At 42.2% G+C, this 16,735-nt stretch carries 10 protein-coding genes; 6 read left to right on the forward strand and 4 right to left on the reverse strand.

Annotation, left to right across the window (positions count from 1 at the left end):
* Positions 1-230 precede the first annotated feature (230 nt).
* From DXK30_RS11210 to ylqF, 5 genes are all read left to right on the forward strand, one after another.
* Complete coding sequence (locus DXK30_RS11210; protein WP_102078159.1) at positions 231-968, forward strand: dienelactone hydrolase family protein; 738 nt, start codon at positions 231-233, stop codon at positions 966-968.
* A gap of 172 nt (positions 969-1,140) precedes the next feature.
* Positions 1,141-4,368, forward strand: coding sequence for a DUF2339 domain-containing protein (locus DXK30_RS11215; RefSeq protein ID WP_114701761.1), 3,228 nt, complete (start codon positions 1,141-1,143; stop codon positions 4,366-4,368).
* Between the two features lie 167 nt (positions 4,369-4,535).
* On the forward strand, positions 4,536-5,696 hold the full coding sequence (locus tag DXK30_RS11220; RefSeq protein ID WP_201508197.1) for a DNA cytosine methyltransferase: 1,161 nt from the start codon (positions 4,536-4,538) through the stop codon (positions 5,694-5,696).
* A 70-nt stretch (positions 5,697-5,766) separates the two neighbouring features.
* Complete coding sequence (locus DXK30_RS11225; protein ID WP_114701762.1) at positions 5,767-7,641, forward strand: AAA family ATPase; 1,875 nt, start codon at positions 5,767-5,769, stop codon at positions 7,639-7,641.
* Positions 7,642-8,107: 466 nt separating this feature from the next.
* A complete protein-coding gene (gene ylqF / locus DXK30_RS11230) occupies positions 8,108-9,064 on the forward strand; it encodes a ribosome biogenesis GTPase YlqF (protein ID WP_057761911.1) in 957 nt (318 codons plus the stop codon).
* A gap of 21 nt (positions 9,065-9,085) precedes the next feature.
* Here ylqF and DXK30_RS11235 read toward each other — a convergent pair whose 3' ends face one another.
* Both DXK30_RS11235 and DXK30_RS11240 read right to left on the reverse strand, forming a co-directional pair.
* A complete protein-coding gene (locus DXK30_RS11235; protein WP_114701763.1) occupies positions 9,086-9,481 on the reverse strand; it encodes a hypothetical protein in 396 nt (131 codons plus the stop codon).
* A 6-nt stretch (positions 9,482-9,487) separates the two neighbouring features.
* The gene (locus DXK30_RS11240; protein WP_114701764.1) at positions 9,488-10,612 is read right to left on the reverse strand and encodes a hypothetical protein; all 1,125 of its coding nucleotides are present in this window, start codon (positions 10,610-10,612) and stop codon (positions 9,488-9,490) included.
* A 191-nt stretch (positions 10,613-10,803) separates the two neighbouring features.
* Between DXK30_RS11240 and mutY the strand changes: the two genes are divergently transcribed.
* Positions 10,804-12,048: an A/G-specific adenine glycosylase gene (gene mutY, locus DXK30_RS11245; protein WP_114701765.1), complete on the forward strand. Its 1,245-nt coding sequence runs from the start codon at positions 10,804-10,806 to the stop codon at positions 12,046-12,048.
* 86 nt (positions 12,049-12,134) lie between these two features.
* Here mutY and DXK30_RS11250 read toward each other — a convergent pair whose 3' ends face one another.
* Together DXK30_RS11250 and rapA are read right to left on the reverse strand one after the other, a co-directional pair.
* The gene (locus tag DXK30_RS11250) at positions 12,135-13,037 is read right to left on the reverse strand and encodes an acyl-CoA thioesterase (protein WP_057761915.1); all 903 of its coding nucleotides are present in this window, start codon (positions 13,035-13,037) and stop codon (positions 12,135-12,137) included.
* Positions 13,038-13,397: 360 nt separating this feature from the next.
* Complete coding sequence (gene rapA / locus DXK30_RS11255; protein WP_201637762.1) at positions 13,398-16,286, reverse strand: RNA polymerase-associated protein RapA; 2,889 nt, start codon at positions 16,284-16,286, stop codon at positions 13,398-13,400.
* Positions 16,287-16,735: the final 449 nt, after the last annotated feature.

The raw sequence follows: 16,735 nt of genomic DNA on the forward strand, positions 1-16,735 counted from the left end.
CCGATTGCGCAGGCTTGGCCGCTGCATCGAGACCTAAGTTCAAGTCTGATTGGTCATTATTTTTGTTTAACAAATTTATAGTCATAAAGTCGCAGTAGCATTTTGATAAAGAGCGTTACAGTATTATAGCTGTTTTTGCTAGACATGGGCGTTAAGGTAGTACGAGTTAGAAAAACGAACCATCATAATGACGAATAATTAAAACTCACAACATAAAAAAGGACAATAATATGTCAATTAAGACTTTTGAATTAATCAGTACTACCGAGAATGGTGTAGAGCTTATCAGTTATGTAGCACTACCAGAGAACGCTTCAGATGAAAATCCAGCAGCAGGTATCTTGGTTGCACCAGAATGGTGGGGCGTGGTCGATCATCCAAAATCAGTGGTTGAGCGTTTGGCAGAGGCAGGTTATGCAGCAGTCGCTATGGACGTTTACGGTGAAGGCAAATTAACTACTGATGCAGCGCAGGCAAACATGTGGATGGAGCAAGTACTGGCTGATCAAGACATGCTAATGGCACGCTGCCGCTTAATCCTTAATGATTTTAGCGATCAGCTATCTGTCGATGGTGACAACCTAGGTGCAATCGGTTACTGCTTCGGTGGTAAAGTTGTACTAGATATGGCTCGCGAAGGCATGCCGCTAAAAGCCGTTGCCACGTTCCATGGTAACCCAACGCCAAAACAACCAGCAGATAAAAACTTTGCAGCAAAAGTGTTGGTTGCTCATGGCCGTGATGATTCAATGGTATCAATGGATGCTATCGAAGGTCTAAAATCAGAGCTAGATGCAGCCGATGTTGATTACACTATCGACGTTTATGACAATGCCAAACATGGCTTTACCAATCCGCATGCTGATGAACGCGCTGCTAAAAACGAAGTAGATCTTGGCTACAATGAAGCTGCTGCTAAACAAAGCTGGGAAAACATGCTTGAGTTTATGAAAGCCAATCTAGCATAAAAAATGATTTGGTATAAAGATCATCAAAAAGGGTAGCTTAATTATTAAGCTACCCTTTTATTTTGAGTGTCATTCTAGCATTTGTCTTTTAGCCCAGTAATCAGAGTAGTCTTGTGCTTCTTATCAAATCACGTCATTATCATTTTACTATAAACTGGATTGAGTGACGAAGATGTTGTATCTAATGGTGACCCAGTTGGGCTGGCTGGCTTTTACGATTTTATTGATCGTAGTGGTCGCGTTATATACTAGGATAGCTCGAAAAATCGAGCTTCTACGCCGCGATGTGACGAAACTGCAAGCTGAGCTTGAGCAGCAAAGACAGCGTAGTATGACGCCTCCGTCGGCACCTTTGGTAGATGAAAAGGATTATGCGCGCAACACTACTACTAACGATCATGATCTTAAAGACAATGTTCCTAAAGACAGTGACACTAAAGACCATGATGATAAAGAAATAGCTTTTGACTCACAACACTCTTCTCCGAATAATCGGCTGCCTGTATCACCACCACCGCTTCCTACCGTTGCTTCAAACTCGACCATACATACAGCGTCAAATATATCTAATGATAAACCTATAGACAATAGTGTCCTTATCAATACGGAAAACACAGCACCTACCGCATCGATTGAGCCTGATGAACGCTCATTGCCTATTGTGACCTCGCTCATTCATTCAATCAAAAACTGGTTTTTCGGTGGAAATTTAGTCGTGCGAGTCGGCGTACTGGTGCTGTTGGTAGGTGTGGTGCTCCTGCTTCGCTTATTAAGCGAATATATCGAGATTTCGATTGCCACGAAGTTGATAGCAGTTGGCGTTACAGGGTTAGCATTGGCAGCGCTTGGATTAAAGCTGACCGCAAAACGTTTCTCATATGGGATTACGCTACAGGGCGCAGGCTTAGCGATTGCGTATCTAAGCACTTTTTTTGCTTACAGTGTTTATGAAATCATTCCTAGTATCCCAAGCTTTGTCGGGCTTGGGATATTGTCTGCCATTACCATTGCTCTCGCCGTACGTCAGAACGCTTTTCCTTTAGCATTACTGGCATTATCTGGTGGATTTTTTGCACCGATTTTGACCAGTGAAGATACTGGCAGCTTAGTCACGTTATTTAGCTATTATCTACTGCTAAACGTCACGATTGCCGTCATTGCTCATTATCGACCTTGGAAAATATTAAATCTATTCGGTGTGACTGTAACCTTTGGCTTGGCATACTATTGGGGTATCAGCGAAAACCTGAGCGCCGTCATTGAAACGCAGCGCTGGTCATTGGTAGCATTAGTAAACTTACACTGGCTGCTTTACTTATTTGTCGTCATTCGTTATGCGCAGCAAATCATTACCTATAATGCGCTAAATGAAAAAGACCTCAGTCATGCTGATAATACAGATGATACAAAGCACTTGGATAAAGCCAATGTAGGCAGCTCCTATGTATTCCCTATTGATACGGGTTTACTGTTTTCAGTACCACTACTGGCCTTTGGTTTATTTTCTGCCTTATTAAACGACATCTCTAACGCCCTTACGATTACCAGTGCCATTTTGGCTGCGGTTTATCTTGGGATGGGCTGGTTGTTCATCCAGCGCAGTAGGCGCTATGCTTTAATCACCGAAGGCATGCTAGCATTGGGATTAGGATTTTTTGCGCTCGTTATTCCGCTGGCGCTAGATGCTGAGTGGATTGCTTTTGGCTGGTCAGTACAAGGATTGGCGCTAGTATGGTTTGGACGACGCTCGCTGCGATCGTGGTCGGTGTTATTCGGCTTACTATTACAGCTCGTCAGTATTGGTATGCTAGTGACGACAGCGGTATTCTCTATCGAAGACTATCCCGTTTTGGCCTTTAGTATTTCAGCGCTCAGTTATCTAGCGACCGTCTTTATATTACGTGCTAGCAACTCCCCTGCTGTGCTGCTTAATAGCTTAGATAGTAGTAACAAACTTAATAGCCTTAACACTAAAGGTCCTACAAAATCCTCGGTCATACAATCTCAATCCTCAGTCATACAATCACAAACATTGGACGGCACATCAGATGTATTGACCGGCTATGCACGTGCGCTGGGTGTCAGTACGCAAGCTGCGCAGCAATGGCTGACCTCCATCGATAGTCAGAGCCGCGTATTCAAATTCGTTTGGCATAGCCCTAGATTCATCAAATTTTTGACATTGACCGCGATGGCTTGGATGCTACAAGTACTGATGCTTGATTTGCATCATTGGTTTGATATCTGGCAATCAAGCACGACGGTAATTGCACTGGCAGCACTCATCAGCTTGATCGCTTATTGGGTTATCAATCGCTATCGTCCGTGGGCGGAAATCAGACAGCTTAGTCATGGATTATTGGCCCTGTTCTACTTCATGCTAATACTGCAACTGCCACAAAAATTTGAGCGAAATTTAACATGGGCAACAGCGGAATGGTTGGTGTTTGTAGGCTTAATAATCGGATGGTTGGTCATGGGTCAGCTATGGCTAAAAACATGGTCTGATACATGGTCTGATAATAACAATCCATCACGCCACACTGATGCAAGCTGGCTAGGTACGGGTATCTTACTTATTGCTGCCGCGGCGCATTATGGCCTACCAGACTCTGATGGCGTAATGGCTTTCTTGTTTTCAGCGGTACTTATATTATTTGGACTATGGTTCAATCTTCGTTATCTCAGTCAAAATACAGAGAACACCTCAACTAATAAAGTTTCAGAACAAGGTCGGCTGTATTGGTTTGATTGGCAACAGGCACTATTAGGATGCGCTGCCATTTTTGCTCCCATTGCTTTACTGTGGGTTGTTCTTACCAATTGGTCTTATGACGGTATGATTTGGGGACTGTCTTATTTTCCATTATTCAACCTATACGACATCACATCATGGTTGACGCTATCGGTTGGTTTTAGTCTGTACTACATCAGCCAACGTCGCCACAATGAAACCGTTATCGAGTCGAGTACAGCTGCCAAATCTAAGCGCGTATTCACCACTGAGAGTCTGCTAATTATATTGGGTCTAATTAGTTTTTGGTTAATCTCCAGCATGTTGGTCAGAACGCTACACGCTTTTATTGGTACGCCACTTTGGAACGACTATCAAGGCGGCGCATGGCAAAGCGAGCAAGTACAAACAGGACTGACGATTCTATGGACGCTCTTAGCTTTGGTTGCCACCATCATGGCGAGTCGCTACTGGCAACGCGCGCTTTGGTTTATGGGTATTGGATTGTTAGGTATCGTCGTACTCAAGCTGGTCTTGGTCGATTTGTCACAGACTGAGGCAATTTGGCGAGTCATATCTTTCCTTGGCGCGGGCAGTTTGATTCTGCTCATTGGTTATTTGGCACCACTACCACCCTCGCACGATGAGATCACGGATAAGAACTGATAGATTAAAATAATTGTCACAGAAGACTAATAGAAATACTGTCCGCTAGCAACATTTGACATTCATAAATAATATGAGCTTTTGAATTTTAAGCATTCTAGTTATCACTACTCATAGAACAGCAACTCCAGTATAATCATTATCGTTTTATTTTTTAAGAGTATGCAATGGTACAGAAGTTGACAGCAATAGATTTATTTTCAGGAGCGGGTGGCTTTTCACTTGCAGCCTATAATGCTGGCGTGGATGTACTTGCTGCGATTGAGTTTGATCAACACGCAGCCGAAACTTATCAAAAAAATTTGGTAGATCGGCTCGAAGCAAAAACTCAAGTCTTTGCTGAAGACATTACGAAAGTCGATATCGATTCGATCATGCGATTTCAAGGTATTGAAAAAGGTCAATTAGATCTCCTACTAGGTGGTCCACCATGCCAAGGTTTCTCTTCTCATCGTATTCACGACTCTGGTAAAGACGATCCAAGAAACGCCCTACTCATACGTTATTTTGATTTTGTAGAACATTTAAAGCCTAAAGCTTTCTTAGTTGAAAATGTCCCTGGTCTGCTATGGCCTCGTCATGAAAAATATCTCAATGATTTTTTAAATCTTGCCAAAGAGCATGGTTATACAATCATTGCAGGTGAACCACTTATTCTAAATGCACGTGACTATGGGGTACCTCAGAATCGTAGACGTGCTTTTATATTTGCACTTCGTGATGATGTAATGCAAGGAGATATCAATTGGCCACCACCCCCAACCCACCATAAATCTGGTGAAGCTTCCTGGTTAACTGCATCATCAGCTTTTGAAAAGCCAAATTCAAGAATCTTGGATATCTTCAGAGAACGACTTGCCGAAAAGTTTGGACATTCCAAAGAAGAGTCAGCTAAGATAATTAAATCCTTGCAGTGGGGCAAAAAACTTGATCTTCAAGACTCATGTAACTTAAGTATGACTCACTCTGAAGCATTAACTAGAGTCTTTGAAAACACACCATTATTGGGTGATAGAGACGAGTCAGGTAGAGAACTGAACTGTCACAAAAACTATAAAGGCCATAAAGATGTCTATGGCCGTATTTATCCACATATACAAGCAAATACAATTACGGCAGGGTGTAATAATCCCTCAAAAGGACGCTTTGTGCATCCTTGGCTAAATCATGGTATTACTTTGCGTCATGCTGCACGCCTACAAACCTTTCCAGATGATTATATGTTCACTGGTGGTTCGATAGCGATGGCAAAGCAAATAGGGAATGCAGTACCTATTAAATTGGGTGAAGCTCTTATATCAGAAATATCTAAACTGTTATCGGCTTGATAGATAGTTTTGCTCTATTTATTACCTAAGTAACGAATTTTCTAAATATCCTATTGAAGAAAGAGTAATTATGAGCGATTTACTTACTAGTATCAAAAAGCGTCGGATTAGTTCATTTAATAATTATATTCTAAACATTAGATTTCCGTTTTTTAAGAAACTTAAAAATGGTGCAAGTATTGATTTGGATTTCCCTTTCGTTGCTTTAGTTGGGCCAAATGGTTCTGGAAAGTCATCTACACTTCAAGCTTTATATGGCTGCCCAGCAAACCATAATGTAGCCCATTATTGGTTTTCTACGGCGATAGATCCTATAGAGGAAAGCGGAGATGAAGCGTATAGATATATTTATAAATACCAACCTCTTAATTATCAGTCGCCTGTAGAAATAGCTCAAAAACGAGTGCGTAGGAAAGATGATCCTGATTACTGGGAAACTGCTCGTCCCATGATTAAAGATAAGATGGCTAATATGCCTGAGCCTTTTGATGAATCTTTGTCTGAACTTAGAAACAAGACCAGATGGAAAAAAATACAGAAGGAAGTCGTATACATCGATTTTCGAGCTGAACTTAGTGCTTTTGATAAGTTTTTTTATTTTGGTACATATAATAAGAGTGAGTCTATAGATTCTAAACAAGATTTTTTACGTAAGAGATCACGTGTTCTAAAGAACCATATAGAGCAAATAGGTACTAGTAGCTCTGTCATGAGTTGGCACTCAAGAGAAACGACAAGTATAGATGTATTAAACGAAGAAGAAATTAATTGGGTTAATAGTATATTAGGTAAAAACTATATATCTGCAAAAATAGTTAAGCATAACTTATTTAACAATTCAGGGTACTCGATAATTTTTACAAATTCTGTTTCTAGTTATAGTGAAGCTGTAGCAGGTAGTGGGGAAGTATCTGTCGTTAACTGCGTTGTTAAAGTTCTGAGAGCTGCGAAAGATTCATTGATTTTACTAGATGAACCTGAAGTCTCACTTCACCCAGGAGCACAAAAAGCGCTTCGACAGTTATTATTCTCTGTGATATTAAAAAATGGCTGTCAAGTGATTGTGTCGACACATTCTGAACATTTTGTGAATGGATTACCTAATAATGCTATAAAACTTTTTCAATTTGAAGCTGCGAATAATACCTACAATATTATTAATAACTGTTCTGCTGAACAAGCTTTTTTACGATTGGGGTCAGAGTTTCATGGAACTAAGCGAAAGATATATGTTGAAGATGAACTCGCAAAAGAAATAGTGAGTGCAGCAGCTGTTGAAATAGACAAAGAAATTCTTAAGAATATTGAAGTTATCGTTTATCCTGGTGGTGCAGCCACTATAGTTAAAAACTTACTAGTGCATTTTGCTGTTTCTGAAACACCCAATAAGGATATTGTTTTTCTTGATGGTGATATGAGAAAGACTGTTGATATAGATGAGACTGAAAAATATAAGGAGAAATTAGATGAAGGTACATTTTCCGTCAAGCGATTTCAAAAAGATATCCCTCAAAGTGAATTAAATGATATTGACGATATTCTGTTTTCTCAAACAGGAACAAGAGGCGATTCTTTCATTTTACCTCTTAATGGTGGAAATTCTGACAATTCTGTACAAAAAGAGAATTTTAAACTAAAAATGCTTGATGTTTATCATGACAAATTTAATTTTATGAATGTTGATACACCAGAGGAACTTATATGGGAAATTGCAAGTAATAGCGATCTATTAAATGTTGATTCTATTAAGAAGCTCTTCCCAACAGAGCCTTACAAAGATAGATTTAGACTTTTTTCAGAACATGATTATGGTAGTAAAACTAACTCCACTCAAATCCTTGAAACACAAAAGCGTTTTCTAGCGAAACGAGATACCAACCATTATTTATGGTTAGAATTTAAAGAAATTCTCCGCTTAATATTAAAAGCAGAAGAAATACTATAAAGTAAATATAGGCTACTTTACAACTCATTAAGATCTTAGAAATGCTTACAAGCATAATAAGTGTTAGCTCAACCTCCTAATAAAACTATAACTTGACCATTGCTGTGGCAAAAAATGTACGTAATATAATTGATGTGAGAATGTTAACTTATTCTAATACCAAAGGCCCTTATACTTCTGCAACTTTGAAATTTTTATATAATGTTAATTTGATATTATAAGACTGAAGCAATTTGGCGAGTCATATCCTTCCTTGGCGCAGGCAGCTTAATACTATTAATTGGTTACCTTGCCCCATTACCACCAGCGCATGAGGAAACAGAAAACCAAAATCAAGCTTAATCACAAAGCTGGTTGGGTGAAATTGTGCCGTGAGCAAGCAGGTTCTGTAGTAAACTGGCACCATTAGAAAGTAAACGTTGATTGTTTTACTTTTAGCATTTTTTATAAAAGGTTATGAAAGCAGATGGATAAGAGAGCAAGTATTCAGTGGTTCCCTGGGCATATGAACAAAGCCCGTAACGAAATCAAAGAAGTCATGCCGCAGATGGATTTGGTCATCGAGGTCATCGATGCGCGTATTCCTTATAGCAGTGAAAACCCAATGGTCGCAGCACTACGCGGCGAAAAGCCTGTTATCAAAATCCTGAACAAAGCTGACCTTGCCGATCCTGAGTTGACTCAAGCATGGATGGATTATCTCGAACAGCAAGATGGGGTCAAAGCCATTGCTTGCGATACTGAAAAAGCCAATGATGTAAAACGCATCATCGCCATCTGTAAGCATCTCGTACCCAATAAAGTCGGGACTGGTCGTCAAATCAAAGCGATGATTATGGGTATTCCAAACGTTGGCAAATCAACGCTGATCAATACGCTAGCAGGACGCGCTGTGGCAAAGACAGGCGACGAGCCAGCAGTGACCAAGTCACAACAACTGATTAAACTCGACGATGACATCATGCTTTATGACACACCTGGTATGCTATGGCCAAAAGTCGAAAACGAAAACTCAGGTTATCGTTTAGCAGCGACGGGCGGTATCCGTGATACGGCTTTTGACTTCGCTGATGTGGCCAGCTATACCGCTGAGTACTTAATGCAAGCCTATCCTGAGCTGCTAAAAACTCGCTACAAAATTGAAGAGCTGCCAAAGACCGACTGGGAGTTTTTTGAAGTCGCTGGACGTAATCGCGGCTGTGTACGCGCGGGCAATCAAGTCGACACTTACCGTATGTCTGAAATTCTCATTAACGAATTGCGTAGCGCAAAGATTGGTCGCATCACGCTAGAAACACCAGCGATGACTGAAGCTGAAGAAATCGTCGTCGCAGAACAACGACTCGCTGCTGAAGAGAAGAAAAAAGCGAAAGAGGAAGAAAAGCGATTACGTCGTTTGAAAACACGGAAGAATAGGAAGTAGGTTTAATAAACGTAAGACCAATCATGTAGAAGTGAAAATTTTCCCGTCAGGCAAAGAAACCAACCCTAACAAATAATAAAACACCAACCCATGTTTCTTTGCCAATGGTGCAATTACTCTAGCAGCTTCTTGCATATTACTATCTGGCAGCGGCAGAGAGACAGCAAAAGTATTCTGTAGCTGCACATGAGCGTCCGTTGCCCCAAATGCTAATGAAAGCTCAAATGACAAATCACCTTCATGAGCCAGTTGCTGTAGCTCAGTGGCAAACTCGAATATGTTTTCGCTATGAGCGCTGACTTCTACCTCTAGAAGCTGCGGTAGTAATACACCAGCGCTATCATATGAGTTTGGTAGATACTCATCACCATCACCCAAACTTGCATCCCAAATATAAAACAAAGTATATTCAGTCATAACTGGTTACTCCAACGGCTCTACGGTAGATAAAATCTCTAAAAGTCTATCCCAACGCTCATTCATTCTATTCTTAGCATACTCGTTTGGTGAGTTATCTATCAGATCACGATACTGTATAACCAACTCATCGAAGTCCTCTCGATCTGCAAGTTTGGCTAAAATAAGGTGTTTATCCACACTCTCACCATAGCTGTGCCCTCTTGCAATCCTGTTGTGCAGTAACAAAAAAAGTTGATTATAGCTGTCTATTTTATCTGCTTCATCCAATTTACTGGCAAACTCAGTATTGATAAATTCAGGAATCTGTTTTTGCTTATCTGCAAAGTTTCTATCGCATACATTAATGTAATGTAGCTTTAAATAAGGAAACTGCTGTCTAAGCTCAGTTGGCGGCGATGCTTTGTCATAAATCTCTTCAAACGCTGGTGATACAAAATACGCATGAATTTTTAATCTAAAATAGCCGTTCTTACCTTCCGCTCCTCCGGTTAGACGCACATGACCATAAGGCATGGCCTTGGTACAACCATCGACTTCAAGAGAATCATTAACGTTAGCGCTTGTTACTTGACTACACTGATAACCATAACGTTCTAAACAATCATGCATGAATGGGTGCAGTATTTTTTCAAAGTCCTCTCTATCTCTAGGAACCTGTGCCTCTGGCTTATAAATATCGGCGGACTGTTTTGCAAGCGCCCGCTTTTCTTTTAGCAGTGTCATCCCTCGTGCGATGTTAGGCGGATAGATCGTACCATCTGGATAGGCGACCATACCCCGCGTGTCATAAAACACTAGCCCTAATTCTTCACATAAAGGGGCGATAACATCTAGCGCTTCACCGTGCAGTGCTTCAGGTGTGGGTATGGCGACGCAAGCGGTCTTAGGATGTGTTTTCATCTCTAAATTTGTATTTACGTAGGCTTCATAAAAGACTTCTGAATAATCCGAGATTCTGGCTTCGTCCACGAGACGAGCTGCCAGCTCAATGATATTTGGGCTGATAGTATCCACTGGCTGCTGGCGCAAAGCTTCAAAGTCGTGCGTTGCTTGTTCCCATGAGCTGTCTTTACTTGGTATACAAGTAACTTGCTGGATATCCCAGACAAAAAAGGTTTGTGCTGACAAGATACTATCTCCTAAACTATTAATGGAAACACTGGTTCTACTTATTATTAAACTGAAAGTGAAGGGCACGTAATAACTAACTAATACTCTTCTTTAAAAACAACAGACCATTGCATAGCGAGTCAGCCCACCCCATAAATTAGTTAACCTTTTATGGTCTAATATTTTTTATTAATTGACAAGGATTATTCTTGCCTACTTTATTCTCTCAACCTGAGTCATCTCTTAACTCCTTCGCCCCGCGCCTGCTAAATTGGTTTGCCGAAAACGGTCGCCATGACTTACCTTGGCAACAGCACCAGACTGATACACCCAATCCTTATATCGTTTGGTTATCCGAAGTGATGCTTCAGCAAACGCAAGTGACTACCGTGCTGCCCTACTTCGCGCGTTTTATGGAGACGTTTCCGACTGTGCAAGATTTAGCCGCTGCCGACTGGGATTTGGTCGCCGAGCATTGGGCAGGACTTGGCTATTATGCACGCGCGCGTAATTTGCATAAAGGTGCTAAGCAGTTGGTTGAGGTCATCGATGAAACGGGGGACTTTCCGCAGACACTAACAGGATGGGAGGCGATTTCGGGCGTTGGGCCGTCGACCGCTGGGGCGATTATGGCGATGGGATTGCATCACTATGGCGTTATCTGCGATGGCAATGTCAAACGAGTGCTGACACGTTGGGCAGCTATCGACGGCGATATCACCAAATCTGCTACCACCAAAGATTTATGGGCATTAGCAGAGCGACTAACACCGACAGAGAACTCCGGACTATTTGCGCAAGCCATGATGGATATGGGTGCGACATTATGTACCCGTAGCAAGCCTGCCTGTCTATTATGTCCATTAAAAGAAGACTGCCTAGCGCATGCGCAAGGGCGCGAGACTGATTATCCTGTCAAAGCAAAAAAACAGCCCAAACCTAGTAAATTCAGTGATGCACTGCTAATCGAAAGTGCAGATGGTGACATACTATGGCTACAGCGCCCTGACAATGGTATCTGGGGTGGATTATGGAGTTTGCCATTACAGTTTGTAGAAAAAATTGACGGTAAAGCGAACATTAAGGCTACTGTTAAAAAGACGCTAGCTAGCGATGATAAGCCATCAAACACAGTAAACGATGTCCGTAGTAATGAAAAAGTATACGAAGCAGAATTTACCACTGCTGAGCAAATCATTAATGAATGGCTCATAAAAAATGAACTGGTGGCAAAATCAGTCAGCAATACCTTGCTCGATGATGCCCCTATCAAGCATTCGCTGACGCATTTTCACTGGTATTTGACCCCGCGTAAACTGACGATCGATGCGACGCAGATAACTGAGCTAAATCAGAAATTAGCAGCGGCTGAAATTGACTTTAAATGGTTAACCGAACAAAAAGCGCAAGACAGCCTAGGGCTGCCTCGCGCGATGGTTAAGATCCTAGAATAAAAAACTTAGTATAAAAAAAGCGACTCATTATTGATAATGAGTCGCTTTTTTTATTCCAACATAAAGATAACTGGGTCTAAAGCACCTTAAGATTTTGGCACACGTAAACGCATGAGGCCTTCTTGTTGCACGGTTGCGACCAGTTTGCCATCTTGCCAAAACTGACCATGATTCAACCCTTTCGCATTAGACGTGGTATCGCTCCACATGTCATAAAGCATCCATTTATTCAAATCAAAATCACGATGGAAATGCATTGAGTGATCGATACTGGCAGCTTGTAGACCACTGGTCATAAAGCTAACACCATGTGACATTAGCCCTGTGCCAACCAAATAAAAATCCGACGAGAATGCCAAGAGTGCTTGCTGAATAGCCACTGGCTGATTGCCCAATTCACGAATACGTAGCCAGTTTGCTTGCTTGGGTTTCATAGGTTCTGGGCTAATCGGATTACGCGGCTTAACTGGCTTAATCTCGACATGACGGCGGCGCATAAATCTTGCTTTTAGCGCTTCTGGCACTTTTCCGACATTTTCTTCTTTTAGATCTTGCTCTGTCAGCAAGTCTTCTGGCGGTGGATAGACAGGCATATCTTCTTGATACTCAAGCCCATCTTCCATCGGCGAAAACGAGGCAATCATTGAAAATATTACTTGTTCAACAGGCGGCTTACCACGTACTTCTTTGTACTGGATAGCCGTGACTTCACGTGCAGACAAGCTACGACCATCACGCAATCGACGGACTTGGTATATCACTGGTTGGTTGATATCGCCACCACGCAAAAAATACCCATGCAGTGAGTGACAAGGTTTGTCTTTATCTAATGTATGCGCCGCTGCCATAATCGCTTGGGCGAGCACTTGCCCACCAAATATACGACTGCCCACATAGTCATGGCTTTTACCCTCAAACACATCAGGGGTAACTTCAATAAGCGCGATAGTAGCCAGCAGCTCATCAATCAGTTGTAGATTATCGGACATGACGATATGTTTCCTTATTTTTATCAAAAACGCTCAGCATCTGATGATATTGATGCCATATAGCCATCATATTTGAATGTAAAATAATGCGAGATCACTTGTTAAGATCTGTCGAAGGAGACCTTAAAATAAACATACAAACATCGTTAGCGATGTTATCACCGAATATTTATTTTCTATAGAAAAGGTAAACATCTTACCCAATATTGGTGGCTTTGACTAGTTACTGTCAGCTTACTCATAAGTATTGCCTGTCTGTTTTTGCCAGAAAAATCGCAACTAAAGAGCAAAGCAAGCAATCTCAACCATAAAAAAACGAGATGTATAATAACACCTCGTTTTTGACAAATACGCCGATGTTTATGGCTTAACTGCTACGAGTACGCGAATAGAGTCCGGTACTAATGACAAGTTACCAAGCGCTTGCTCACCTTGAGCTTTAAGCTGCTCTAGACGCTCAATCTCTTCAGGACGTACGTTTGGATTGATCGTCTGTAGATGTTTTAGACGCTTGATTTCACGTGACCACTGCTGGCTAAAGCGGCTACTTGCTTGCTCACCAATTTCAGCGATCTGCTGACGAGCAATATCTTCAGCTTCGTAATAACGCTGCTCAATCACATCGCCGCGTACTTTAATGACTTGGCGGGCACGGTTTTTATCCAATCGCTCGACATGCGGCATAATCATCTCAGCACTGATACGAGCCGATAAATCACTACCCTGCTCACTGATAAAGACACGGATATTTTGCGTGGACAAAGTCGCTGGCAGATTGAGCACTTTTGGCGCGATTGCTTCAACACGGAAATTCACTTCTAGCAATACCATACCTTGCGGTACAGCAGCGCTTTTCAGCATCGCAACTGTCGTATTACCAAAGGTACTGGTACTCGCCAGCTCATAGATAGCACGCATCAATGGATGCTCGTGAGTGATAAATTCGATGTCTTCACGCTGAAGCGCTTGCTCACGCTCAAAGGTCAGGGTCATACCGTCTTCATCACCAAGTGGCAAGCCATCAATATAGTCACTGATCTCGGTGCTATCGATAGGCGCGATAACCCACGAGCCATCACGTTGAATGTTGTGATCGATATTGGCAGATGCAAAGAAACGCTCGATGAAGTGCGGCAGCAAATTATTACCATCGAAGTCACGCATAGCATCGGCGATACGACCTGCGACACGCGGACGGCATGAATTGTACTCTAGCAGACGGTCACGACCAGCTTGTAGCTGTGCTTCTAGTCCCAAACGTGTCTGTAGCGCCTCGTCAATGATGTCTTGCAAGATGACATTATTCTCAGGTGTATCAGCACCCTCAAGCATTGGCTTAAGCTCTTGGATATATTGCTCTTGTACACTTTGTGCGGTTGGCGATATCTGATTGAACATGTTCAGTGCATCGTTATACCACTGATACAGACGCTCTTGCGCTGTACCTTGTACATAAGGCACATGTAGCATGATTTGCTGCGTCTGACCGATACGATCTAGACGGCCGATACGCTGCTCTAACGTATCTGGATTAGCAGGCAAATCCCAAAGTATTAACTGGCTTGCAAATTGGAAGTTACGACCTTCTGAACCAATTTCTGAACACAACAGTATCTGCGCACCTTCACTATCTGCAAAGAATGCGGCCGCTTGGTCACGCTCAAGCAAAGTCATCTGCTCAGTAAAGATAGCTGTTTTGATACCGGCATGCAGACGCAATACTGCCTCTAAACTCTCTACCGTCGCACCACTACGAGCGATTAATAGCACTTTTTGATGCTTAAGCTCACCACGTAAGATATCAATCAACCAAGAAACGCGTGGATCATCTTCTAGCCAGCCACCATCTGGTTGGTTTTCTTCGCCCCATAGCTGCTCACGCAACTTACCATTGGTTTGATAGCTGTCTTTCCATGCCTCAGGTAATGGCAATGGATACGGTTGGCTGCTACGCCCGTAGAAACCTTTGACACTCTCACGAGTATTACGGAACAAAATACGACCTGTACCATGACGATCTAACAGCTCATTTAATGCATGTGTACGCAGCTTTTCATCTTCATTGATTGAAGATAGCTCTTCAATACTAATATCTAATAAGCTACTTAAAGCAGCAATTTGACCTTCATTCAATGGCTTTTCTTCTATCAAGACGCCAGCAACTGCTGCTGTCTCTGCAAAAGCTTCTTGCCCATCGATAAACTCATCCAAATCATCAAAGCGATCTGGATCAAGTAGACGCAAACGGGCAAAGTGACTTTGCGCACCAAGCTGCTCTGGCGTTGCTGTCAATAGCATCACGCCCGGCGTTTCTTCGGCGAAATCCGCAATCAAGTCATACTTATCATTGCCGCCCTGTGCTTCATCCCAATGCAGATGATGCGCTTCATCAACGACCAATAAATCAAACCCTGCATCCATCGCTTGGTCATATAAGTCTGGGTGATCGAGTAACAGATCCATACCACCAATAATACATTGCTCAGTGGCAAAGACGTTTTGTTCAGGATCGTGTTCTTTAATAGCCGCAGTACGCACTAGATCAAACAAGGCAAAGTTTAGGTTAAAGCGGCGACGCAGCTCAATCATCCATTGGTACTGCAAACTATCTGGCACTAAAATCAACACACGCTCAGCTTTGCCTGTTAGCAACTGCTGATGAATAATCATGCCCGCTTCGATGGTCTTACCAAGGCCAACTTCATCAGCCAGTAGTACACGCGGTGCAATACGCTTACCGACTTCATGCGCGATATATAGCTGATGCTCGATGATATCGACACGTGCACCCATTAGGCCTTTTAATGGATGACCTGCCAGCGCTGATTGCATGCGCAAGATATCTTGACGCAGCTCATACCAGTCACCACGTTCAATACGGCCAGCAAGCAAACGCTCAAGCGGCTTGGCCAATGTGATATTGGCAGCAAGGCGGGTTTCCATGATGCCGCGCTCGTGCTCATCGACGCCATATTTAAGTACGCCCATCACTTCATCAACGGCATTGACCGTATAGCTTTTGCCATCTTGATCGTAGATGCTATCGCCCACCTTAAACACCACGCGCGATAATGGCGCAGAGTTTTTTGCGTAGACGCGTGTCTCTTCACTTTGCGGAAATAAAATATGCACACATCGGTCGTCAACATCGATGACCACACCTAAGCCAAGCTCAGACTCCGTATCAGATAAATAACGTTGACCAACGGCGAATTCAGTACTGTGCAATGAAGCAATAGAGATAGTCATAAGGCGATGTCTTTTGTACTCAGGTAGTAAGAAATTAGATAGATAGCTTAGAAAACAGCAATGGCGGCTAACAATAGCTAAATAAGGTTGTTCACACCATAAAATGTCAAAAAGACATAGAAGAAATGCTACAACACCAATCAAGCCAATCGTTCAGCCCTACCATTATATAACGTTAGCGGGTAGATGAGTGCGTTAAGTTGAATTTTCAAGAGGCAGCTTGCGATAGCTATGATTTTATAAGTTATTTATCAGATACTATGTCAGACGAATACACCAATGTTAAACAATATAGATTATCCTATTTTATCAGCAGCTTATATCTGTTCAATCGATATTTGGCCGATTCGTTTTTGACTAAAAATATCAACGTGCTACATTAAGCCGATAAGAAATCATGCGATAGCCGTTTATTCGCTAACTATCTATAAGACAACAATAAGTAAGGA

Origin of the sequence: Psychrobacter proteolyticus, from assembly GCF_003350005.1 — a bacterium.
Lineage (GTDB): Bacteria > Pseudomonadota > Gammaproteobacteria > Pseudomonadales > Moraxellaceae > Psychrobacter > Psychrobacter proteolyticus.